Genomic DNA, 22,743 nt, shown 5'->3' with positions numbered 1-22,743 from the left:
TAGTAAAGGTCGCGCTTTTCATTCGTTTTTTATCTTTCATTCAACGAATATGGTTAATCTGAAAAAAGTGTAGATGCAGTACAATTTTAGGACACCTTTGTCTTCGCATGCAAACGATTGTATCGGTGTTTCCTTTAGATCTGGAGGTCTAAATGATGTTTTTAGAAAAGTTTTTCTCCCTAAAAGAAAATGGGACGGATGTCCGTACTGAAGTTATGGCGGGTGTTACGACATTTTTAACTATGGTTTATATCCTTATTGTGAATCCGGCTTTATTATCCTCAATCGGAATTCCATTTGAACAAGTCTTTATGGCAACAGTCATATCTGCTGTTATAGGTACCCTTATTATGGGGTTGGTCGCAAAATATCCAATTGCGATTGCACCGGGGATGGGCTTGAATGCTTATTTTGCTAGTGTAGTTGGTGCACAAGGTCTTTCATATCAAACCGTATTTGGAACAGTTTTCATCGCAGGCTTGCTATTTTTATTGATAAGTGTAACGAGCTTGCGCAAAATGATAATTGATGCCATTCCGAATTCATTAAAATATGGAATCACCTCTGGAATTGGTTTATTCATCGCGTTTATCGGATTGAAAAACGCGGGAATCGTCGTACCGAATGATTCAACTATGGTTACGCTTGGCGACTTGCATCAACCTGGAACAGTTTTAGCACTTGCAGGTTTATTTATAACGTTAATTTTAATGGCACGCAATGTTAAAGGAGCAATTTTTATTGGGATGATCATTACGGCAGTCATTGGCTACTTTATCGGTCTTCTCAACTTTAATGGAGTGCTATCTGTGCCGCCTACACCGGTATTTTTCGATATCGATATCTCTGGGGTCTTTACGAACTCTCTATATTCAGTTGTTTTTGCCTTTTTACTTGTGACAATCTTTGATACGACAGGTACATTGATTGGAGTAACGGAGCAGGCAGGTTTAACGAAGGACGGGAAAATACCTCGTGCGAAAAAAGCATTTTTAGGAGATGCAATTGCGACGACAATTGGCTCTTTGTTTGGAACAAGTCCTTCCACAGCATATGTTGAATCTAGCACAGGTGTGGCAGCAGGAGGCCGTACTGGTTTAACAGCCACGGTGGTAGCTATCTTGTTTGCAGCATCTATTTTCTTTTCTCCATTGATCTCGGCCATTTCTTCAGTTTCAGCAATCACTGCACCTGTTTTGATTATCGTAGGTTGTTTTATGATGGAAGGTTTAGCTAAAGTCAATTGGAAAATGTTTGATGATGCATTTCCGGCATTTGCGATTATTTTAACGATGCCTCTTACTTCAAGCATATCAACGGGGATTGCAATTGGATTCATAACATATCCCCTTATGAAGTTATTTAGTGGAAAAGGAAAATCAGTTCATCCACTTATTTATATTTTTGGATTGATATTTTTAGTTCAACTGATTTTTTTCCCAACTCATTAAGTTAATAATGTAAACAAAAAAGACATGCTGTCATTCAGCATGTCTTTTTTGTAATATCTTTCACCCTCGTAATTAGTAATATTTGGACATCCGTTACTTCCTGCATTTTCACTGTGTTTCCAATCCATACTACTATCATAAGGAAATAAAAGGTCGGGATGTGATGATAATGGCAGTTGTATATATCAGGATGAGGAACCGTGTACAAGTAAAGGGAAATCAAACGGTGAGGATTAAAGATATTGCAAGGATAATCGGACCTGAAGAAGTGATTCAAATAATTGAAGAGACCTTTTTATTAACGGTCAAGAAGGAAGATAAGAATATTATTGTCATTGATTTGGCTCAACTTATCATGGCCATTCGTAAAGTGGATCCGCAAATTGATGTGCAGACATTTGGGCCATCCCAGACCATCATCGAAGTCATATATTCAAAAAAGAAAATGTCTTACCTGACTTTTGCTCTAGTCTGGTTCTTATTATTTATTGGAGCTGGGATGACAATTATGAATTTCCATGTTGATGTCAGTATGGGGGAAGTCCATCAAAAAGTCTTTACGTTAATAACGGGGAAGCTAGATGAAAAGCCACTATTAATACAGATACCTTATAGCTTCGGACTTGGCATAGGAATGATTTTATTTTTTAATCACTTTTTTAAAAAACGCTTTAATGAGGAACCTAGTCCGCTCGAAGTTGAAATGTTCAATTACCAGCAGGATTTAGACCGTTATGTCACCATGAATGAAAATAAGGAAAACGTGCGCGATCTTGATGACAGGTAAAATTATCTTCGGAATCTTTGTCGGTTTAGCTGGAGGTTTTGCAACAGGTGCCGGTTTTGTAGCGTTTTTGACTGTACTTGGAGTGATACCGAGACTGACTCAGTTGACGAAAACGATGAAAATGATTCATTACTATGAAGGAGCAATTATTGCAGGTGTTGTCGCTGGAACATGGTTAGGCTTACAGGAAACGAAATTTTTTCTGCATCATTTTTTATTAATTCCGATTGGCTTGGCAGATGGGATTTTTAATGGGATGCTGGCTGCTGCTTTGACTGAAGTTTTGAATGTTTTTCCGATTCTTTCTAAACGAATCGGAATTCAAGAGAAGATTATTTATCTGTTAATGGCACTCGTATTAGGGAAGATAGCCGGTTCTTTATTCCAATGGATTTATTTTGTCGATTTGTAAGTTCTTAAGTATTATTCCTGATGATGAAAGAAGGGCCAAGATGGTGACCAAACGAAAAGTGATATTAATAACGGATGGAGATGAGTATGCAAAACGGGCTGTCCAGCTTGTAGCTAAGGAAATAGGGGGACGGTGCATCTCTATGTCCCAAGGTAATCCATCCCGTTATTCGGGCAATGAGCTAGTTGAATTAATAAAAAAGGCAAAGTATGATCCTGTACTGGTTATGTTTGATGATAGTGGTTTTATCGGTGAAGGATACGGAGAACAGGCGATGAAGGTGGTTGCCGGTCATCCTGATATAGATGTCCTTGGGGTTATTGCAGTTGCTTCAAAGACAAGGAGGGAAGAATGGACAAAGGTAGATGTATGTATTGACCGGGATGGGAATTTAACACCAAACGGAGTTGATAAATACGGGGCCCAGGAATTTGAACTAGGAAAGATTACAGGAGATACAGTGTATTGCATCGATGAATTAAATGTTCCGATAGTGGTGGGGATAGGGGATATCGGGAAAATGTCCCATCAAGATGATTTTAAAAAAGGAGCACCAATCACGAAGCTTGCGGTGGAAATTATTTTGGAAAGGAGCGGTCATAATGGCTTCAGAAAATCCTCAAAACATGAAACCGATTCCGAATAGAGTAGCGGAAGTAGACTCGTTCATGGAAGAAAAAGTCGGTCTTGGCGTCAGCTTTGACTTAGGGGTAAGAAGAATAAAGGTCTTAAAAAAAGATGTACATCTTTACTATGTGAACGGGTTGACGGATACAGAGTACATCATTGGAATTCTTGACTCGCTAATCCATAACAAAAATGCTGAAATTATGACGACAAAAGTGTTTGAAACAGTCAAAAACTTGCTTGTCCATCAATCTGTTGAAGAAATAAGTACAATGGATGAGCTTGTTGATCAAGTGCTGTCCGGCTTAATAGTCATCGTCGTCGATGGTAGAGCAACGGGATTGGTTGTAGATGTCAGGAGTTATCCTGGAAGGCAACCAGTAGAGCCTGATACAGAAAAGGTCGTCCGTGGATCCAGGGATGGTTTTGTCGAAAATATCATCATTAATACAGCGATAACCAGACGGAGAATTCGGGATGAAAGATTACGTTTTGAAATTTTGAAGGTGGGGGAACGTTCGAAAACGGATATAGCAATCGGATACATTAAAGATATTGCCGATCCGGATTTAATAGCAGTCGTACGCAAGGAATTGGAAAGTATAGAAGTTGATGGCATAACGATGGCGGATAAGACGATTGAAGAGTTTATCGTCAAGCAAGGATATAACCCGTATCCGCTTGTAAGATACACGGAGAGGGCTGATGTAGCGGCAACGCATTTACTTGAGGGGCATGTCCTTATTTATGTGGATACTTCACCGAGTGTCATCATTACCCCGTCCACTCTTTTTCATCACATGCAACACGCTGAGGAGTATCGGCAGGCACCTGCTGTTGGAACCTTGGTGCGATGGGTCCGTTTTTTAGGGATTTTCGTTTCGTTATATTTGCTGCCGATTTGGTTATTGTTTTCGTTAGAACCGTCCCTTCTCCCCGATAAGCTTGAATTTATCGGGCCGAATGAAAAAACGCATATACCGATTATTGTCCAAATCTTCATTTCGGATATTGGGATAGAATTTTTAAGGATGGCAGCCGTTCATACCCCGACCCCGCTTTCTACGGCAATGGGTTTGGTTGCGGCAGTTTTGATTGGACAGATTGCGATAGATGTTGGCCTATTTGTCCCTGAAGTGGTTCTCTACGCTTCCGTAGCGACAATCGGTACATTTGTCACTCCAAGTTTAGAACTAGGGGTTGCAAATAAAATTTCCCGTTTAGTACTGCTTTTGTTGGTTGCTTTTTTTAAAGTGCCGGGCTTAATTATAGGTATCACACTTCATATTATTTTGCTTACCAGTTTAAAAACGTTAAATACACCGTATTTATGGCCGCTTCTCCCGTTTCAGCCAAAGGCTTTGTCTCATATAATATTTAGAAAACCTTATCCAGGCACTATAGAACGTCCGAGTATTGTACATCCCCAGGATATATATAGGCAGCCAAGAAAATCTAAAGGTTGATGTTGTCGAAAAGTTGTGGTAATTTAATTTTATTCGGAAAAAGCAGTAAAGTTAAGGCTTCACAAAGAGAAAGAGCTCTTTCGTCTCTTTGAAGTTAAACCAATCTGGCTTTCCCTTCGAACTACTAAGCAGTTTGTTTGATTAAAGAGGATAGAAAACATTTTTATTCGGGATAATCGATTAATTTGAATGAGGCTTTTTCAAAGAGGGAGAACCTTTTTCGCTTGCATAAGTGGGAACTCTCTTTGAGGCTGCCTCATTTCTTATTAATCGTTAGTTTTAAGTCAGGAAGGTGAGCTATCATGCATTTGTACGGAACCGGTCGTGTCAATGATCGTGGACATCTTGAGATTGGCGGAGTGGACACAATCGAATTGATTGAACAATTTGGAACGCCATTATATGTTTATGATGTAGAGTTAATTCGCGAGCGTGCTAGAGGATTCAAGCGAACATTTGAGGAATTGGGAATTTCTGCTCAAGTCGCCTATGCGAGTAAAGCTTTTTCTTCGATTGCAATGATCCAGTTGGCTGATCAAGAGGGCCTATCACTCGATGTCGTCTCAGCGGGAGAATTGTATACAGCAATTAAAGCAAATTTTCCAACTGAACGTATTCATTTTCATGGAAACAACAAAAGTGAAGAAGAGCTACATATGGCCTTGGATTATAAAATCGGCTGTATTGTAGTCGATAATTTTTCAGAGCTTACATTATTAGAAGAGATTTGTACACAGCGGGAACAAAAAGTGAAAATCCTTCTTCGTGTGACTCCAGGTATTGAAGCACATACGCATGATTATATTTTAACAGGGCAGGAGGATTCGAAATTTGGTTTTGATCTTATTAACGGTCAGGCTGAAGAGGCCCTTAGACAAGCACTACAAAGCAAGTGGATAGAAGTACTAGGACTGCACTGCCATATTGGCTCACAGATCTTTCAAACGACTGGATTCCTTCTTGCAGCACAAAAAATTATCGGCAAGCTTAAAAATTGGCATAAATTATTAGATTTCCAGCCAAAGGTATTGAATCTTGGAGGCGGATTTGGAATCAGATATACCGAAGAGGACGACCCGCTTCCAGCTTCTCAATATGTAGAAGAAATCGTTAGGGAAGTGCAGAACCTGGTTGCTAATTCTGATTTGGAGATGCCGGAAATTTGGATTGAACCTGGCCGTTCATTAGTCGGCGACGCTGGTGTGACTTTATATAAAGTCGGTTCTGAAAAGGAAGTACCTAATGTTCGTAAATATATAGCAGTTGATGGTGGTATGAGTGATAATATTCGCCCAGCTCTATATGAGGCTAAGTATGATGCAATTCTTGCCAATCGGCCGCTTGATCCAGTAGAAGAAACAGTGTCCATTGCTGGGAAATGCTGTGAAAGCGGAGATATGTTGATTTGGGATTTACCTTTGCCAAAAGCAGGACGAGGGGATGTATTGGCTGTCTTTTGTACAGGGGCATATGGATATTCCATGTCCAATAATTACAACCGGATTCCGAGGCCGGCTGTCGTCTTCGTCGAAGATAGGGAAGCTCGTTTAGTCATTAAACGCGAAACCTTCGAAGATCTTATCCATTTGGATTTGGCACTTCATGAAGCAGCCGTTACGAATAAGGATTAAGAAAAGAGGATGGCATAGCCATCCTCTTTTCTTATCTAAATCAGTTAAAAAATGATTTGATTGCGTCTATTAAACTATTGAAAACTTCTTTCAATTTATCTAAAAATGATTGTCCTTCTTCGGATTCAAGGAAATTGGACAGCTTATCTTTTGCTGCTGTCAGCTGATCACCAACAGCGTTCCAATCAATATTCAATTCTTTTAGCTTATTAAATAAATCAATCAAACTTTGCTTTTGATCTTCATTTAAGACAACACCAAGTTCATTTGCAGACGATTCGACAACCTGGCGGACTTCTTCAGTCGTAGTCGGTGGATTTTCAGCCATTCCTTCTTTGATTTTTGTTACGAGTGCAGAGGCTTCCTCTGTACCGATTTCATCGCCCAATTTAGCTGTCTTCACCATTTCTTCATTAGCTGCTTGCTTCACATTCTCCGGAATTGTTTTATCGGAAGAAATCTCATACGCTTTTATGACTCCTGTTAAAGCAGCTGTACCTGAAACTGGTATCGGTGCAGTGACATAGACGGTGGCATCTTTTACTCCAGCAGTCGCCAGAGCATTGATATACATTTCATCAGTAACCCAGTTAATGTTTTTCGACTCCAATTTAATGCCAGTACCTTTTTCTTCTAATGTAATAGCAGAGGATGAAATCGCTTTTGTGCCAATTAGCCGGCTAGCAATATAATCCCCTAAATATTCATGTTCCTCTGCATTAGTAACCGTTAAAACCTCAACGTCATCAGGAGCTTTCATTTCTGACAATAGCATACTTTTTTGTTCTTTTGTCAAATTTTCCCCTAGTGTGACGATCATTTCACCAACAGCCGCGTCCGCAAAGGCTTTATATGGCAATAATAGGCATAATAAAATGGTCACAATGACCCATTTTTTCATTTTTTTCATTGTTATCCTCCTTAACATTTCCTGCTGAATTGGATTCTTTTATTTAAAGAGCACCGCTATAAATAAAAGTTTCATAGTATTGGACGAACCAAAAGGTAAAAAAGATACAGATTAATAAAAAATATTTATTTCGTCCAAAATAGCTAATGTTCTTACTAAGAACGAAAAGTGATTGTATCCTTGTCTAATATACCTGTGAGACATGCTATGAATCCTAAGTTTACTTTATCAATGTAGTAAAATGAATGCAAGATTGCAAGGGGTATTTGTCAGATTGTGCTAAGTTATAGTAAAATGAATTCGTTATTTAAATATTTAGACCATTGAATAAAGGGAGTATGGGATGAGGAAAAGTAATAAAACTCTTTTACTTATGATGCTTGTTATCGCTTTGATGTGGGGAATCGTATATTGGCTGTTCATCGCGTAGCACATAGGAGATCTATAAATCAAGTGCTGAAAGTGATGTTGAAACAAAAGAAAATTTTATGTATGATGGAAATGTTATAAGTGGGGATTATTATTCAAAGCGAATTAATTAGAAACAGGTAGATAATAAAAACGTTATTTAGTAACGAGGGATATTATGTTGATTAAGTATAAGAAAAGTTATGAGAAGTTTGCCATGGGATTATTATCTTTCATGCCAAATGAAAAAGAGATAAAAGTGCTTCGGAATACGATGAAGAATTACGAAACAGATGAAAATCTACAGTTGTTCTTATGGAAAGATGAAGAGATTATAGGCTTGATCGGAATAGAAGTCTCTCCAAATCACATTGAGATTCAACATATATCTGTAAATCCATCTTTTCGAAAGCAAGGTATCGGTAAAGCAATGGTCAGGGCTCTAAAGGAGCAATATCCTGACAAAGAAATAAAAGCAAATGAATATACGGAAAGCTTCTTAGACAAATGTGAAGAAGCTTAGATCATGAGAGCAAGAATAGAGGACCACTCTTAAGAGTGGTCCTCTATTCTTGCTCTTCGGAGGGATAGTTGTCGAGCTCTTTCTGAAATAACATCTGAACGGTCACGCTTTAGATGCTTGTCTATTAATGATAAATTAGCCATGTCGCTATCTGTGCACCATACGTATCCTTCCTGGCTGCATATGGCTTGGCATTGTACAATCAACTCTTGATCTGTTATAGGAAGGTTGATGCTTTCATATGGTTTTTTAGACAACATACGTGCATGGGTGTTCTGAAGCAAATTAAACAGTTCTTCGGGATCGAGGCCTAACAGTTGCAGCTCTACTTTTTTCGAACGGAGATTGGCAACGGCTTTAGCAAGGGTCCTTGTAGCACCTTGTTTGTTGCCTCTACGGTCGTGATATAGGGCAACTGCAATTTGAATCAGCCCGACCCAATGCGAGTCACGCTCTTTTGGTGCAGTATCCTTCCAGTATTCTTCAAGTATTTCGTGACATTCAAAGTAATCCCTAGTGCCATGAAAATGGACAAGGAAAGACAGGTAGTCTTCCGGGTAATTCAATATGAGCACCCCTTTTGTTTGATGGGTTCATTTAAGGTAGAAAAGCCATATTAAACAGCTTTACACCGGGCGTGTATACTCTCTTTAGTTTATCACAGAAAATTACCCTGGAAAATAAGGAAAGCTGATTGCTATGCAATCAGCTTGATTCATCAGTCTTCAATTAACACCAAGAAGCACCGACAATAATTAACAAAATGAACAATACTACAATAAACGCAAATCCGCCGCCGTGTCCAAAACCACCACTGCCCATAATAAGTTCCTCCTTTATTCTGCTATTCTTACATTCCTAGGTTATGTTAGTTTTACAGATGTGATTGGGCATTGACCCAATTAGCACAAATCCCTTATAAGAACTTTTCTAAGTGCCGCAAATTATTATTATTGGATAAAGGCCGGTAATCCACTATACTTGATTAGTACAAGAAACAGGCCTAACATTGGCCAATTAGATTTAAATGGGGTAATTTTATGGGTTATAATATTAAAATTGATGCTTTTGAAGGTCCGATGGATTTACTCCTTCATTTGATAAACCGTCTTGAAATAGACATATATGATATTCCAATGGCTGATATCACAGAGCAATATTTAGGCTATATTCATACGATGCAGCATCTTGAATTAGATGTGGCCAGTGAATATTTAGTAATGGCTGCGACACTACTTGCTATCAAAAGTAAAATGTTGCTACCCAAGCATGAAGATGAACAATTGATTGATGAAGATGGAGAACTATTTGAAGAAGATCCACGGGACGAGCTTGTGGAAAAACTATTAGAATATAAAAAGTATAAAAATGCTGCAGAAGAATTTAAGGGGTTGGAAGAAGAACGAAGCTTGATGTTTACAAAACCGCCAAGTGATTTATCTGTTTATGTAAAAGAAACGGAAAATGAAAAACAAGAGTTGAATATCAGTCTATACGATATGTTGGGCGCTCTGCAAAAACTGCTGCGAAGGCAAAAAATTCAAAAGCCCCTATATACAAAAGTGACGAAACAAGAGATATCAATTGAAAAACGCATGGATGAAATCATGATTGAGTTACAATCATTTAAAGGAAAAAAAAGCTTTTTTGAGCTCTTTTCACAACCGGTTAAGGAGCATATCGTCATTACTTTTATGGCGGTATTGGAACTAATGAAACAAAATGAAATAATCGTTGAACAAGAAGATAATTTTTCGGAAATTATGATTGCAGCTAAGGAAGGTGTAGAACCAGTTGGAAGTTATTAATTGGAAGGGGATTCTTGAGGCATTATTGTTTGCTGCTGGAGATGAAGGCCTCTCAGTCAAACAAATTGCCTCTGTCCTAGAAATTACAGAATATCAAGCAACAGACATCATTGAAAGCTTAAAGGAAGAATATATATCGGATGTACGAGGGGTTCAAGTGATTGAAATAGCAGGTGTGTTTCAAATGACTACAAAAAAAGAACACTCGGATTATTTAAAAAAACTTGTAGAAACTTCAAGTACTCAAGGTTTATCACAGGCTGCTTTGGAAACACTCGCAATCATCGCGTATAAGCAGCCAATTACGAGAGCTGAGATTGATGAAATTCGCGGTGTCAAAACGGAACGGCCGATTCATACACTTGTCACTAAAGTGTTAATAAAAGAGGTCGGACGTGCTGAGGGGTCTGGTCGGGCTTATTTATATGGGACAACGAAAGAGTTTTTGGATTATTTCGGTCTAAACTCAATTAAAGAATTACCGCCACTCTCCGATAATTCAGAAGAAAGCTTCGAAAATGGTGAAGCAGATTTGTTTTTTGAGAAATTTCAACAAACAATCGAATAACATTTTTCTTTAAATTGTGATAATATAGAAAAAACTGAATACGGGGGGATTTCGGGTGCGAATTGTAGCATGTAATGGATTTGGACTTGAAAAAGAAAAGTCCAATTCTCCGGAGGAATTTTTTAACCGATCCGTTATAGAATACATAAAGGATGGAGAAGAAAAGACACTGAATGTGCTGTATCTTCGTTATTTTGATGAGATGGTCGCTCGGTGGACTCCATATTCCACCAATCCTTTATTCAAAAGTTTCGACCGAGATATTTATATGGCTGATATCATTGCAATGGTTTGCCTTTTCAAAGACCCGAGTTTGACTAGCCGAAAACGTTTATATATTAATTCAGAAAAAGAGTTAGCTGGTTATTTCGAAAATATAAATTTTGGAAAATTGGAGAAAGTGTTTATATCTATTGACCAAGCTAAACCATATGATATTAAATCAAATGTAGATTTTAATATTCTTTCATAATCATTTTGAGGAGGGTTCACGGTTGGGGAATACATTGGTAAAATCTCAGCTTGAGGATGTAAAAAGCTTTTTAGAAACGACAGTAGCTCAGTTAGAAGAGTTCATAAATGAGACGACCTATTCTAAGCTTCAACAGGAAAAAAGCGGGGAAGAAAGTTATTATAAAGGAATCCTCTCTAGTTTAAGAAGAATGCTTGTAAGTTGTGAAGAGGGCTTAGAAGCTTGCCAAATCGTCCTTAAAAATGAAGTTTTTAATAAAGCTGCAGCTGAAAAGACGCTATATAGAGTGTATCATCAATGTATAGAAGAATATTTTTCGCCAAAATCGGACCGTTGGTTTGAAGACAGCCGATCTGCCTATACGGGAAAAAACTCGATTAAATTTCATCAAGGTGTACCGGACAGCATTATATCCATTCTGAAATCTGTAGAAAGTGGATTTCAGACCATGCGAGAAGAATTAGAGTATTATGAAACGGATTACCGGACGAAAATGTTACAGTCAAGATAAAGAAACAGCGAGGCTTAATAGGCCTTGTTGTTTTTTTTGTTTATAAATGGAATCTTCGCTTATTCGTAACATAAAATACTCTGATGATTTATGTGTAAGTAGGTTACAGGGGGGTTGAAAGATGTCTGATGTAAGACAGTATGCAAAAGAGGTAAGTGATTGGATTGATGAAATAATGGCATACCTTGAGAGAATAGATATCACCGATTCGACAGTGTTGGCAAACATTGAAAGGCTTTCCCAATGGACTAATGATCTCGTTGCAGAGGAAATAGATTATGAGAATATGGTCTTGATTGAAGAAGAGATGGCTCGGGTCTACGAAGAAATTGAAGAGATAGCTAGAGATCTCAGTACTCAGCAAAGACAAACTCAATCTCAATCTGTACCAATTGGAAAACATACGCTTCCGCCGCTGCGTTATGCCTATAATGCGTTGGAACCGACCATTTCAGAGGAAATCATGTACCTTCACCATGATAAGCATCACCAAACTTATGTAGATGGTCTGAATAAAGCAGAATTAATGATGAAAAATGCCAGGGAGACGAAGGATTATTCATTGTTGAAACATTGGGAAAAGGAAGCAGCCTTTCATGGATCCGGGCATTATTTGCATACAATATTTTGGGAAGGGATGATTCCAAGAGGCGGCGGCCAGCCGAAGGGAGACTTACTTAAACAGATTGAGAAGGATTTTGGAAGTTTCGCAGCATTTAAAAATCACTTTAGTGAAGCAGCTAAACAGGTTGAAGGTGTTGGCTGGGCGATTTTAGTCTGGGTGCCACGTGCGCGTAAACTAGAAATTCTTCAATCAGAGTTGCATATGATTTTAACGCAATGGGATACGATTCCAGTACTTGTATTAGATGTGTGGGAACATGCATATTACTTACAATATAAAAATAATAGAGCTTCTTATGTGGATAAATGGTGGGACGTTGTAAACTGGCCCCAAACAGCTTTACGGTTTACGGAAGCGAAAAAGCTTACTTGGAAACAACAATAACGGATAAAATATTTGTTCTACCAAAAACGAATTGTTTTCAGTTGAAGGGCCGAGCCATTATGGTTCGGCATTTTTTCGTTTAAAAGGAAAGTACAGATTAGTTTTTGGGGGTTAATTAGGAATAATGTGGGAAGTATATGAAGGATGAAGTAAATTGTATGGATGAAATCGACAATTGATTCTCATTTGGAATTTATTATTTTATTGAAAAGGAGATCAATATCATCTTTCGAAATAATTAGGATAGTTGTTATTTTTAACCTTGATATAACATTGAAGATGTGATAAATACGCTATTTTAAAGTACAATGCGGTTTATAAATTGTTTAATGTATATCAATATAAAAACTGTGGCTAATTTGTGAACTTAAAAATTATTAAGGTATATTTATTGACTAGTTTCTATTTAATAATTATTATAAATAGGAGCGGATTAAAAAATATATCTATTGGAGGAATTTATTATGTCATTGATTAATAAACAAGTTGAAGATTTTAAAGTACAAGCTTACCATGCAGGAGAATTCAAGGAAGTAACATTAGAAGATGTTAAAGGAAAATGGGCAGTATTCTTCTTCTACCCAGCTGACTTTTCATTTGTATGTCCAACAGAATTAGCTGATCTTCAAGACAACTATGAAACATTCAAAGAAATTGGTTGTGAAGTTTACTCAGTTTCAACAGATACTCATTTCAGCCACAAAGGATGGGCTGATGCTACTGATACAATCGGTAAAATTCAATATCCAATGTTAGCTGACCCAGCAAATGTTTTATCTCGTCAATTCGGTGTATTAATCGAAGAAGATGGTTTAGCTCTACGTGGAACTTTCATCGTAAACCCAGAAGGACAAATTAAAGCATACGAAGTGAATGATTTAGGAATCGGTCGTAATGCTGAAGAACTTGTGAGAAAAGTTCAAGCTGCACAATTTGTAGCAGAACATGGTGATAAAGTTTGCCCTGCTAAATGGACTCCAGGTGAAGCTACTCTTGAACCAAGCTTAGATCTAGTAGGTAAACTTTAATCTTTTGAGGAAATAATCCAATTCGTTACTGGACACTATCTACACATTGATTACGAAGACAATTCGTTTGACAAGATTCTAATGACAAAAGGCACTTACCTAAAATAAGTGCCTTTTGTTATTCAAAATAAACTGTTTTTTAGTAAGTATTATTATTCAGCAAGGAGAACAACTATGGAAAAAATACATGATTTATTAATTATTGGTGGTGGTCCTGCAGGTCTTTCAGCGGGTGTATATGCAGGTAGAGCTAAAATTAAAACAATAATTCTTGAAAAAGGTACAGGTGGCGGACAAGCTGCAACAACATCAGAAATTGCAAACTATCCTGGTATTCGTCATATTTCAGGCCCAAGGTTAGTTGAAGAAATGAAACTTCAAAATGAAGATTTTGGAGTGGAGTTTGCCAAAGCTGATGTAACAGGAGTGGATTTCTCTGGTGAGGTAAAGGTCGTTAAAACGCTTAGTGGGGATTACCATGCGCGCGCTGTAATAATTGCAACTGGCGCCTCTCCAAGAACACTTGGATTCCCAGGGGAAGAAGAATTTACTGGTCGTGGAGTAGCTTATTGTTCAACTTGTGATGGCGAATTTTTTGAAGGGTTGGAAGTTTTCGTTATTGGGGCAGGATATGCAGCAGCTGAAGAAGCTATCTTCCTGACTCGTTTTGCTACAAAAGTCACAATCATTGCCAGGGAATCAAGTTTCTCATGTGCTCCTTCTATTGTTGATAAAGTAATGGCAAATGATAAGATTGAAGTGAAATTCAATACAGAAATCCTTGGGGTATATGGGGATGGAATGATTCAAAGTGCCCGCTTCATCAATAACCTTACCAAGGAAGAGTTTGAGTATGAAGCGAAGAAAGAAGACAGTACGTTTGGAGTATTCGTATTCATTGGTTACGAACCGAAAACAGAGATTTTCAACGGCCATATCGAAATGGACCATGCTGGTTACATTCTCACAGATGATGATATGAAAACGAATGTGAAAGGTATATATGCAGCTGGCGACTTAAGACCAAAATCCTTGCGTCAGATTATTACCGCTGTTTCTGACGGAGCGATTGCAGCAACGGATGCAGGTAAATACATTGCTGAAGAAAAAGATCGCTTAGGTATTAAAGATGAGCCTGCTGTTGAAAAACCTGAGAAAAAAGAACAGGCTGCTGTTCCAGCAGGAAAGAGCGCTCTATTAAGTGACGCACTACGCGGTCAATTAAAAGGAATCTTCGGCAAGATGGAAAGCGATGTAACGTTGGTATCTATTGTAGACGAAAGTTTGCCAAAATCAGTCGAATTGCGTGATTTCTTGTTGGATGTTTCTGAATTAGGTGACAAGCTTCATCTTGAGTTATATAACAAAGGTGAAAATAAGGAAATCGAAGAAAAAATCAATGCTGATAAGTTCCCAGTTGTCTCTCTAATAAATTCGAGAGGTGAATACAGTGGTGTCAAATACCATGGTGTACCAGGCGGTCATGAGTTGAATTCCTTCATTTTAGCTATTTATAACCTAGCTGGACCTGGTCAAGCGTTGGATTCAGTTGTTTTAAATTCGATTAAATCAATCAGTAAAAAAGCGAACATTAAAGTTATGGTATCATTGGCATGTCACTACTGCCCAGACGTTGTAGTGGGTGCACAGCGTATTGCTATTGAAAACCCTAACGTTGAAGCTGAAATGGTCGATATAAGTAATTTCCAGGAAATCAAGAAAAAATATAAAGTAATGAGCGTGCCGGCTATGATCATCAATGATGAAGAAGTAGTATTCGGTGCAAAGAAAATTGATGAAATCGCTGCATTGTTAGTATGATAGAACGCTAAATCGATAGGGGGACATCTCATGTCCCCTTATCGATTTTTTTTATGGGTTCAAACATGGATCCGAAATTCACTCTATCTAAAATTATATTCATCAATAGTGGGAGGAGCATTTGGATTTATCCTGATATGTTCTAGTACATGAGTAAATTTGTATAATGTCATTTAAAGTTTTATGTGAAAAAGCCCTTATAAATCCTAGGATCTTATAGATATTCACATTCTTTTTATTCATAACCCTTGTCCCTTTGCATAAACTTGTACAAAAACAAGTTAAGAGACGAGGGGGCACTCATGCGTTTTCTATATAAAGGGTTATCAGGTTTGTTTATTATCATTCTCCTTTTGTCTTTTCTAGCACCGGTACAAAGCGCTAATGCTAACGTAGCCGTTAGTGCCCACAGCGCGATATTAATGGATGAGGAAAGCGGAAGGGTCATTTATGAGGTGAATGCTCATGAAAAAAACCGTATTGCCAGCATCACGAAAATCATGACGGCTATACTGGCTATTGAATCGGGAAAAATGGGGGAAACAGTAAAGATTAGTAGTAATGCCTTCGGGACTGAGGGTTCTTCCCTTTATTTAAAAGAAGGAGAAAAGATTAAGCTTGAAGATTTGGTTTATGGATTGATGTTACGTTCGGGGAATGATGCGGCAGTCGCAATCAGCGAAAAGGTGGGCGGGAGCCTTGATGGCTTCGTCTGGATGATGAATCAAAAGGCAGAGGAAATCGGTATGAAGAATACAAATTTCTCAAATCCGCATGGTTTGGATAATACGAATAACCATTATTCAACAGCATATGATATGGCTTTACTGACTCGTTATGCTATGCAAAATAAAACGTATGCAAAGATTGCCGGTACTAAGGTGCACCGAGCACCTAATTCAACAGAACAATGGGATTATGTCTGGAAGAACAAAAATCGACTTCTGACACAGTTATATGAGTATTGTACAGGGGGGAAAACAGGGTTTACCAAACTGGCAAAGCGTACCCTGGTCACGACGGCTACAAAAAACCAACATGATCTAATAGCTGTAACATTGAATGGTCCCGAGGATTGGAATGATCATATTCAAATGTATGAATCCGCTTTTAAAGAATATAAGCCAACTGAAATTTTACCTGAGGGCTTGGTAAAAGATATGAAAAATAAAACGTATAGAGGCCATGTATATATTAAAAACGATTTTTCGTATCCACTCACGAAAGAAGAAAGAAAACTGGTCAATGTGAAAATGAAATTGTTGAAACCACAGAAGGCTTGGAAAGATAAACGAAAAATTCCTGAAGTAATTGGCAAAGCTTCTATCTATCTCGATGGAAAAAAAATCGGTTCACGTTCAATTTTTTATGGTGAAACAAAAGAAAGCTTCAAGCATCAATCCTTTCAATCTACCTGGGCTGAGCTATTTGAAGCAGTATTAGGAATCAAAAGCAATGGTTAATTATATTTGGGTTGGAATGACCGTGATCGGCATCGTATTTGGAATGATAAATGGAACGATGGATCAGGTGAATGAAGCTCTTTTTGTCAGTGCTAAGGAAGCAGTCACCCTTTGTCTAGGGTTGATGAGTATTTTGGTTTTTTGGCTGGGGTTAATGAAAATAGCGGAAGAATCCGGACTGCTCGATAAGTTATCCAACTTGTTCAGACCATTCATGAGGTGGCTATTCCCAGAGGTCCCACCCAATCATCCAGCAATGGGATATATATTATCGAATATGATGGCAAACACATTTGGACTGGGGAATGCAGCCACGCCTCTTGGTATTAAAGCCATGGAGCAGTTAAAGAAACTTAATGGAGGAAAAGCAACGGTCAGCCGCTCGATGGTCACCTTTTTAGCGATAAACACATCAAGCGTTACACTGATTCCAACGACTGTCATTGCGATTCGAATGAATTATGATGCTCACTCCCCGACAGATATCGTATTTCCTACTATTATCGCCACGGCCATTTCAGCGGTTGGAGGGATTGCGATTGATCGATATTTTTATTACAGGAGAAAAAGGAACGGGAGGGAATAGGATGTTGCACTGGATGACCACCATTTCAATTTGGATGATACCGCTTTTGATTCTAACAATATTACTGTACGGGACATTGAAAAAAGTTCCTACCTATGAGACCTTCGTCGAGGGGGGGAAGGAAGGAATTAGCATGTCCTTTTCCCTTATACCTTTCTTAGTAGGAATGCTTGTGGCCATTTCCGTATTTAGGGCATCGGGGGCACTGGATTTTATTGTACAGTTATTAAATCCATTGCTTGCCCTGCTTCATTTTCCAGCAGAAGTTTTACCACTTGCGATAATCCGCCCGATATCAGGTACGGCAGCTTTAGGAATGACCAGTGACTTAATTTCAGTTTATGGGCCGGATTCCTTCGTTGGGCGCTTAGCTGCCACCATTCAGGGTAGCACAGATACCACATTCTATGTTTTGACCGTTTATTTTGGAGCTGTGGGAATCAAGAAAATGGGTGATGCGCTCAAGGTTGGACTTTTAGCGGATCTAATCGGAATTGTAGCTGCTGTTGTCGTTGTAACTCTCGTATTCGGAATGAAATAAAAGTCACGGAAATGGATCATTCCATTTCTTTTTTTTGTCCTTATACGTAAACTGTTTTTTTGCAAAAGGCCAACAAGTTTTTTTATTAAAATCAAACCTTCATCTAAAAGATACATTTTTTTGTATGGAAAAATAAGCTATGTTACACTCATTATGGAAACCAACCCATTTAACCGTCTGTATAATTGGTGTAATAATAAAAGAAAAGCTCTTAATCACGAAAAACCTTTTGTTTTTGCCTCTCTATATGTAATAATTGTATGATTGTGTATGTATAGACAATAACAAACGAATGATTATACTATGGGGTGAAGATAGATGGAACGATTACAAAAGGTGATAGCTCATGCTGGACTGGCTTCCCGTCGTAAGGCAGAAGAGTTGATTTTAGAAGGTAAGGTAAAAGTGAACGGCAAAGTAGTGAAGGAATTAGGTGTGAAGGTCGGTCCTAATGACAAGGTTCAGGTTAATGAAGTCCCACTTGAAAAAGAAGCTCCGGTATATTTCTTATTCTATAAACCGCGTGGTGTTATATCTGCAGTTTCGGATGACAAGAATAGAAAAGTTGTAACGGACTATTTCCCTTACATTAGTGAACGGATTTATCCAGTTGGCCGCCTGGATTATGATACTTCTGGTTTATTGCTTTTAACGAATGATGGTGAGTTTGCAAACACGTTAATGCATCCGAAACATGAAGTAGATAAAGTGTATGTGGCAAAAGTGAAAGGAATGCCATTACGTGAAAGCTTGAAAAAGTTAGAAAAAGGAATCAAGTTGGAGGACGGTAAGACAGCTCCAGCTAAGACTAGGGTTCTGTCAACTGACAAAAAAAAGCAAACGGCTATTGTGGAAATCACTATACACGAAGGAAGAAATCGACAAGTCCGCCGGATGTTTGAAGCAATTGGTCATCCTGTAATTAAATTGAAGCGGGAACAATATGGCTTTTTAACTTTAGCAGGCTTAACTGCTGGTGACTCCCGTGAATTGACTCCACATGAAGTCAAATTAATGCGAACTTTAGCAACAACCGAGCCTAAACAACGGAGAATGTAAGAAAGAAGTTATCCCGTATTAATAGGTTGAAACCACTACCCCATTCTTCTAACTAGAGGGATAGGTGGTGGAAAACAACCTGTAAATACCCTTTCTTTCATGAATAGGAAAAGAGTGTCACAAATCCTTCGGAAATGTAAAAAATATGGACATGGTGTTAAATGGTATAATGTTATGGTTAAATTTTAGTGTTGCCTTAGGAGGATTTCTATGGATAAAAAAAAGCGACGTCTAGTTAGCAGAACCATCATTCTTCTGCTGTTAGGTGCAGCTTTAGTGTTTGCCCTTTATACAAACTTCACTAAAGAAAAGAATGAAAGTCTTCGAAAAGGATCAGATGCACCTAATTTCGTTTTGACGGATATGGAAGGCAAAGAGCATAAGTTGTCCGACTATAAAGGAAAAGGTGTCTTTTTGAACTTTTGGGGTACATATTGTAAGCCATGTGAATATGAAATGCCTTATATGGAAAGTCAATATAAAAACTACAAAGACCAGGGCGTTGAGATATTAGCGGTGAATGTTGGGGAATCTGACTATGCTGTCAACAATTTTATTGCAAAACATAATCTTACCTTTCCTGTCATGATCGATAATGGTAGTAAAGTAGAGAATGCCTATCGCGTGGATATTTTGCCTGTCACCTTTTTGATTGATAAAGAGGGAGAAGTGATAGATATCATTACCGGAGCTTTGACAGAAGAGAGCATCCAAAAGCATATGGAGAGAATTAAACCATAATATTGGGGAGTTTTTGACATGAATGAAGTAAAATGCGATTGTGGTCATGTAAATCCGTTTGGTACAAAAATTTGTGGCAAATGCGGGATGGTACTTGGAAACGAAAAAGAAAACAAGCTTATTGATATGCGATATGAAGGTAGTGCCAGACGCTCACAAACCTATAAAAAAACAATCATTGATAAGATATGGAACTTTTTTTCTTCCGTTAAGGTAGGAGTGACGCTCATTGTCATTGCCTTAGTTGCTTCAGCGATTGGTACAATATTGCCACAGGAAATGTACATCCCTTCGACTGCGACGCCAGCAGAGCATTATGAATTAGAATACGGCTGGTTCGGAAAGGTGTATTATGAACTTGGATTTCATAATTTGTATAGTTCATGGTGGTATTTGATTATTATTGGCATGTTAGGCATATCACTTTTGATTGCCAGTATTGATCGCTTTTTTCCTTTATATCGTTCATTGAAAAAACAAGGAGTCACACGTCATGACGGTTTTATGAAACGTCAGAGAATTTATGGAGTGACAAAGCTGGATGAACAAGATATCGACCTTGAAGATGTGAAAAAGAGATTGAAAAAGCAGCGTTATCATATACGAGAGGAAAGCGGTAATATCCTTGCTGAAAAAGGCCGTTTTTCACGTTGGGGACCCTACGTAAACCATATCGGACTTATCATTTTTTTAATTGGGGCGTTATTGCGCTCTGTCCCCGGGATGTATATTGACAAAGTTCTCTGGCTCCGAGAAGGCGAGACGAAAGAAATTCCAGGTACAAATGGGGAATATTATCTCCAGAATAATGGGTTTACCCTAGAAGTGTATGACAAGGAAAATAAAGAGGATGAGCAATACAGTGCTGCAATAGACAAAACCGGTACAATAGCTAAAACCTATCAATCCGATGTCACACTATACGAAGCTCAGAGAGAAACGATACCTGGGGAAAAAGTGGACCTTGATAAGCTCAAAGATTTTAAAATTAAAGTCAATGAACCTTTGAAACATGATCATTATGCTCTCTACCAAGTGGACTATAAACTAGATGAACTTAGTACGATGGCTTTTAATTTAATTAATAAAAAAACCGAAGAGAATTATGGAAGCTTGAAGGTTGATTTGAATAACCCTCAAAAGAAATACGAATTAAATAAGGGATATTCAGTAGATTTAATCAGTTACTTCCCAGATTTCGAGTTCGATGAAAAAGGCCACCCAAGAACGAAATCGAAGATTCCGAATAATCCGGCATTTATCTTTAAAATGTACACACCGGATAAACCAGGGGGTGAAGTCAGTTTTGTTGCGATAAAAGAGACTGTGGAACCATTAGGTGAAAATACATATAAAATGGCTTTTAATGGTGTAGAAACTAAAGATGTCACTGCTTTGACGGTTAGAAAAGATCTTACACTGTGGATTCTGTTCACAGGTGGAATCATTTTCATGGTAGGTGTCGTCCAAGGTTCATATTGGAATCACCGACGTATTTGGATTAAAAGGAAAAATGAGGAGATATTAATTTCCGGCCATACAAACAAAAACTGGCACGGTATTAAAAGAGATATAAAACATGCGATAGAATCCACTTCTCTTTGCGAACCATCGGATCAACTTGAGGAGGAGAAATCTTCTACTAAGGGGGAAGTTTTAAATGGCTGAATTAAGCAGTAACTTTTTATATGCAGCTTTCATCTTATATCTGATTGCTACCTTTCTATTCGGAGGATCGATTAAGGATAAACGAGGAGCAGAGGAAAAGAAACAAAACAAATGGGCTAAATTGGGGATTATGATTACCATTCTCGGTTTTGCTTCACAAATTGGATATTTTATCACTAGGTGGATTGCTGCCGGGCATGCGCCGGTAAGTAATCTATTTGAATTTACAACCTTTTTCGGAATGATGCTGGTTGGTGCTTTCATATTAATTTATTTCCTTTATAAATTGCCTGCTCTTGGGCTATTTGCCTTACCTATTGCCCTACTAATTATCGCATATGCAAGTATGTTCCCAACAGAAATTTCACCGCTCATTCCTGCATTGCAGAGTGATTGGCTTCATATTCATGTAACAACTGCAGCAGCAGGACAGTCTATCCTTGCGATTAGTTTTATTGCTGCTATAATTTATTTAGTCAAATTTGTAGATCAATCTCAATCGAGCAAACGAACGTTCTGGCTGGAAATCATCATGTACACGTTAGTAAGTACCATAGGTTTTGTCATTATCACTTCAACTTTCGCAGCCATGGACTATAAAGCGAATTTTGATTGGGTCGATAAACATGATGAGCTGGCTAAACAGGAATTTAACCTTCCTGCACTTGTAGGTCCCCATGAAGGGGAACTAACTGATACAGAACGATTTGAACCACTGGTGAACATGCCTGCGATAATTAATGCTAAGAAACTGAATACAGTCATTTGGTCGATGGGAATCGGACTCGTTCTTTATGGTCTGATTAGACTGATTTCTCGTAAAAGAGTTGCCGCATTGATCAAACCGATTGTCAAAAATGTAAATTTGAATTTATTGGATGAAATCAGTTATCGTTCGGTCCTTATCGGTTTTCCAATCTTTACACTTGGAGCCCTCATTTTTGCCATGATCTGGGCTCAAGTTGCCTGGACACGATTCTGGGGCTGGGATCCGAAAGAAGTTTGGGCACTGGTTACCTGGTTGTTTTATGCAGCTTTCTTACATTTGCGTATGTCAAAGGGTTGGCAGGGAGAAAAATCAGCATGGCTAGCCGTTATCGGTTTTGCTATTATGATATTTAACTTAATATTTGTTAATCTTGTTATTGCTGGTTTGCATTCGTATGCTTGATTCGGTAATTTAATAAATTAGATTAAAGGGGTCTTTTGATAGAAACATCGAGGAAAATACTTATCGATGTTTCTAAGAATGA

Annotated in this window: 24 protein-coding genes; 21 read left to right on the top strand and 3 right to left on the bottom strand. The window is 38.2% G+C overall.

Annotated elements, in window-relative coordinates; translation table 11 throughout:
• The first annotated feature begins 152 nt into the window (after positions 1-152).
• From NST21_RS18490 to lysA, 6 genes are all read left to right on the top strand, one after another.
• The gene (locus tag NST21_RS18490; protein ID WP_056525184.1) at positions 153-1,451 is read left to right on the top strand and encodes an NCS2 family permease; all 1,299 of its coding nucleotides are present in this window, start codon (positions 153-155) and stop codon (positions 1,449-1,451) included.
• Between the two features lie 166 nt (positions 1,452-1,617).
• On the top strand, positions 1,618-2,238 hold the full coding sequence (locus NST21_RS18485) for a stage V sporulation protein AA (protein ID WP_098176900.1): 621 nt from the start codon (positions 1,618-1,620) through the stop codon (positions 2,236-2,238).
• The gene (locus tag NST21_RS18480; protein ID WP_053346840.1) at positions 2,228-2,650 is read left to right on the top strand and encodes a stage V sporulation protein AB; all 423 of its coding nucleotides are present in this window, start codon (positions 2,228-2,230) and stop codon (positions 2,648-2,650) included. Before NST21_RS18485 ends, NST21_RS18480 begins: the two co-directional genes overlap by 11 nt.
• Positions 2,651-2,690: 40 nt before the next feature.
• Positions 2,691-3,296 (top strand): stage V sporulation protein AE, encoded by a 606-nt coding sequence (locus NST21_RS18475; RefSeq protein ID WP_340455283.1) that lies wholly within the window; start codon positions 2,691-2,693, stop codon positions 3,294-3,296.
• The gene (locus NST21_RS18470; RefSeq protein ID WP_340890599.1) at positions 3,253-4,743 is read left to right on the top strand and encodes a spore germination protein; all 1,491 of its coding nucleotides are present in this window, start codon (positions 3,253-3,255) and stop codon (positions 4,741-4,743) included. The genes NST21_RS18475 and NST21_RS18470 overlap by 44 nt, the downstream gene beginning before the upstream one ends.
• Before the next feature lie 302 nt (positions 4,744-5,045).
• Entirely contained in the window at positions 5,046-6,374 is a 1,329-nt protein-coding gene (gene lysA, locus NST21_RS18465; RefSeq protein ID WP_340890597.1) for a diaminopimelate decarboxylase, read from the top strand.
• A 40-nt stretch (positions 6,375-6,414) separates the two neighbouring features.
• On the opposite strand, the gene NST21_RS18460 is transcribed toward lysA, so the two are convergent.
• Positions 6,415-7,284, bottom strand: coding sequence for a DUF1002 domain-containing protein (locus NST21_RS18460; protein ID WP_445670531.1), 870 nt, complete (start codon positions 7,282-7,284; stop codon positions 6,415-6,417).
• Positions 7,285-7,870: 586 nt separating this feature from the next.
• Here NST21_RS18460 and NST21_RS18455 point away from each other — a divergent pair.
• Positions 7,871-8,215: a GNAT family N-acetyltransferase gene (locus NST21_RS18455; RefSeq protein WP_056525166.1), complete on the top strand. Its 345-nt coding sequence runs from the start codon at positions 7,871-7,873 to the stop codon at positions 8,213-8,215.
• Between the two features lie 29 nt (positions 8,216-8,244).
• On the opposite strand, the gene NST21_RS18450 is transcribed toward NST21_RS18455, so the two are convergent.
• Positions 8,245-8,790 (bottom strand): DUF309 domain-containing protein, encoded by a 546-nt coding sequence (locus tag NST21_RS18450; protein WP_340890596.1) that lies wholly within the window; start codon positions 8,788-8,790, stop codon positions 8,245-8,247.
• Between the two features lie 154 nt (positions 8,791-8,944).
• Positions 8,945-9,037, bottom strand: a complete 93-nt coding sequence (locus tag NST21_RS18445; protein ID WP_082527555.1) for a YjcZ family sporulation protein — start codon at positions 9,035-9,037, stop codon at positions 8,945-8,947.
• A gap of 218 nt (positions 9,038-9,255) precedes the next feature.
• Between NST21_RS18445 and NST21_RS18440 the strand changes: the two genes are divergently transcribed.
• The 14 genes from NST21_RS18440 (at position 9,256) to ccsB (ending at position 22,661) form a co-directional block, all read left to right on the top strand.
• A complete protein-coding gene (locus NST21_RS18440) occupies positions 9,256-10,023 on the top strand; it encodes a segregation/condensation protein A (RefSeq protein ID WP_056525164.1) in 768 nt (255 codons plus the stop codon).
• Entirely contained in the window at positions 10,010-10,591 is a 582-nt protein-coding gene (gene scpB / locus NST21_RS18435) for an SMC-Scp complex subunit ScpB (RefSeq protein ID WP_053346834.1), read from the top strand. The genes NST21_RS18440 and scpB overlap by 14 nt, the downstream gene beginning before the upstream one ends.
• Before the next feature lie 55 nt (positions 10,592-10,646).
• On the top strand, positions 10,647-11,063 hold the full coding sequence (locus tag NST21_RS18430) for a hypothetical protein (RefSeq protein ID WP_340890593.1): 417 nt from the start codon (positions 10,647-10,649) through the stop codon (positions 11,061-11,063).
• 22 nt (positions 11,064-11,085) lie between these two features.
• Positions 11,086-11,574, top strand: a complete 489-nt coding sequence (locus tag NST21_RS18425) for a YpuI family protein (protein WP_053346832.1) — start codon at positions 11,086-11,088, stop codon at positions 11,572-11,574.
• Positions 11,575-11,695: 121 nt separating this feature from the next.
• Positions 11,696-12,583 (top strand): superoxide dismutase, encoded by an 888-nt coding sequence (locus NST21_RS18420; protein WP_340890591.1) that lies wholly within the window; start codon positions 11,696-11,698, stop codon positions 12,581-12,583.
• A 464-nt stretch (positions 12,584-13,047) separates the two neighbouring features.
• Positions 13,048-13,611 (top strand): alkyl hydroperoxide reductase subunit C, encoded by a 564-nt coding sequence (gene ahpC, locus NST21_RS18415; protein WP_057217417.1) that lies wholly within the window; start codon positions 13,048-13,050, stop codon positions 13,609-13,611.
• Positions 13,612-13,785: 174 nt separating this feature from the next.
• The gene (locus NST21_RS18410) at positions 13,786-15,432 is read left to right on the top strand and encodes an FAD-dependent oxidoreductase (protein WP_340890589.1); all 1,647 of its coding nucleotides are present in this window, start codon (positions 13,786-13,788) and stop codon (positions 15,430-15,432) included.
• A gap of 302 nt (positions 15,433-15,734) precedes the next feature.
• Positions 15,735-16,895 carry a D-alanyl-D-alanine carboxypeptidase family protein gene (locus tag NST21_RS18405; RefSeq protein WP_340890588.1) on the top strand — a complete coding sequence of 387 codons (1,161 nt, stop codon included), beginning with the start codon at positions 15,735-15,737 and terminating at the stop codon, positions 16,893-16,895.
• Complete coding sequence (locus tag NST21_RS18400; RefSeq protein ID WP_053346827.1) at positions 16,888-17,481, top strand: nucleoside recognition domain-containing protein; 594 nt, start codon at positions 16,888-16,890, stop codon at positions 17,479-17,481. Before NST21_RS18405 ends, NST21_RS18400 begins: the two co-directional genes overlap by 8 nt.
• Positions 17,482-17,494: 13 nt before the next feature.
• Complete coding sequence (locus tag NST21_RS18395) at positions 17,495-18,022, top strand: spore maturation protein (RefSeq protein WP_376108406.1); 528 nt, start codon at positions 17,495-17,497, stop codon at positions 18,020-18,022.
• A gap of 318 nt (positions 18,023-18,340) precedes the next feature.
• On the top strand, positions 18,341-19,081 hold the full coding sequence (gene rluB, locus NST21_RS18390) for a 23S rRNA pseudouridine(2605) synthase RluB (protein ID WP_053346825.1): 741 nt from the start codon (positions 18,341-18,343) through the stop codon (positions 19,079-19,081).
• Between the two features lie 210 nt (positions 19,082-19,291).
• Positions 19,292-19,822 (top strand): thiol-disulfide oxidoreductase ResA, encoded by a 531-nt coding sequence (gene resA / locus NST21_RS18385; RefSeq protein WP_340890585.1) that lies wholly within the window; start codon positions 19,292-19,294, stop codon positions 19,820-19,822.
• A gap of 18 nt (positions 19,823-19,840) precedes the next feature.
• A complete protein-coding gene (gene resB, locus NST21_RS18380) occupies positions 19,841-21,490 on the top strand; it encodes a cytochrome c biogenesis protein ResB (RefSeq protein ID WP_340890584.1) in 1,650 nt (549 codons plus the stop codon).
• Positions 21,483-22,661 carry a c-type cytochrome biogenesis protein CcsB gene (gene ccsB / locus NST21_RS18375; protein WP_056525138.1) on the top strand — a complete coding sequence of 393 codons (1,179 nt, stop codon included), beginning with the start codon at positions 21,483-21,485 and terminating at the stop codon, positions 22,659-22,661. Before resB ends, ccsB begins: the two co-directional genes overlap by 8 nt.
• The last annotated feature ends 82 nt before the right edge of the window (positions 22,662-22,743 follow it).

It is taken from the genome of Peribacillus sp. FSL K6-1552 (genome assembly GCF_038005205.1).
Taxonomy (GTDB): Bacteria; Bacillota; Bacilli; order Bacillales; family DSM-1321; genus Peribacillus; species Peribacillus butanolivorans.
The sequence above is the reverse complement of the archived record's forward strand: the minus strand, read 5'-3'. Positions and strand labels throughout refer to the sequence as shown.

Bases quoted from the DNA above. Each gene is read 5' to 3' on its own strand.
- NST21_RS18490 (WP_056525184.1), top strand. From the start codon at position 153: ATGATGTTTTTAGAAAAGTTTTTCTCCCTAAAAGAAAATGGGACGGAT.
- NST21_RS18480 (WP_053346840.1), top strand. From the start codon at position 2,228: ATGACAGGTAAAATTATCTTCGGAATCTTTGTCGGTTTAGCTGGAGGT.
- NST21_RS18475 (WP_340455283.1), top strand. From the start codon at position 2,691: ATGGTGACCAAACGAAAAGTGATATTAATAACGGATGGAGATGAGTAT.
- NST21_RS18470 (WP_340890599.1), top strand. From the start codon at position 3,253: ATGGCTTCAGAAAATCCTCAAAACATGAAACCGATTCCGAATAGAGTA.
- lysA (WP_340890597.1), top strand. From the start codon at position 5,046: ATGCATTTGTACGGAACCGGTCGTGTCAATGATCGTGGACATCTTGAG.
- NST21_RS18460 (WP_445670531.1), bottom strand. From the start codon at position 7,284: ATGAAAAAAATGAAAAAATGGGTCATTGTGACCATTTTATTATGCCTA.
- NST21_RS18455 (WP_056525166.1), top strand. From the start codon at position 7,871: ATGTTGATTAAGTATAAGAAAAGTTATGAGAAGTTTGCCATGGGATTA.
- NST21_RS18445 (WP_082527555.1), bottom strand. From the start codon at position 9,037: ATGGGCAGTGGTGGTTTTGGACACGGCGGCGGATTTGCGTTTATTGTA.
- NST21_RS18440 (WP_056525164.1), top strand. From the start codon at position 9,256: ATGGGTTATAATATTAAAATTGATGCTTTTGAAGGTCCGATGGATTTA.
- NST21_RS18420 (WP_340890591.1), top strand. From the start codon at position 11,696: ATGTCTGATGTAAGACAGTATGCAAAAGAGGTAAGTGATTGGATTGAT.
- ahpC (WP_057217417.1), top strand. From the start codon at position 13,048: ATGTCATTGATTAATAAACAAGTTGAAGATTTTAAAGTACAAGCTTAC.
- NST21_RS18410 (WP_340890589.1), top strand. From the start codon at position 13,786: ATGGAAAAAATACATGATTTATTAATTATTGGTGGTGGTCCTGCAGGT.
- NST21_RS18405 (WP_340890588.1), top strand. From the start codon at position 15,735: ATGCGTTTTCTATATAAAGGGTTATCAGGTTTGTTTATTATCATTCTC.
- NST21_RS18400 (WP_053346827.1), top strand. From the start codon at position 16,888: ATGGTTAATTATATTTGGGTTGGAATGACCGTGATCGGCATCGTATTT.
- NST21_RS18395 (WP_376108406.1), top strand. From the start codon at position 17,495: ATGACCACCATTTCAATTTGGATGATACCGCTTTTGATTCTAACAATA.
- rluB (WP_053346825.1), top strand. From the start codon at position 18,341: ATGGAACGATTACAAAAGGTGATAGCTCATGCTGGACTGGCTTCCCGT.
- resA (WP_340890585.1), top strand. From the start codon at position 19,292: ATGGATAAAAAAAAGCGACGTCTAGTTAGCAGAACCATCATTCTTCTG.
- resB (WP_340890584.1), top strand. From the start codon at position 19,841: ATGAATGAAGTAAAATGCGATTGTGGTCATGTAAATCCGTTTGGTACA.
- ccsB (WP_056525138.1), top strand. From the start codon at position 21,483: ATGGCTGAATTAAGCAGTAACTTTTTATATGCAGCTTTCATCTTATAT.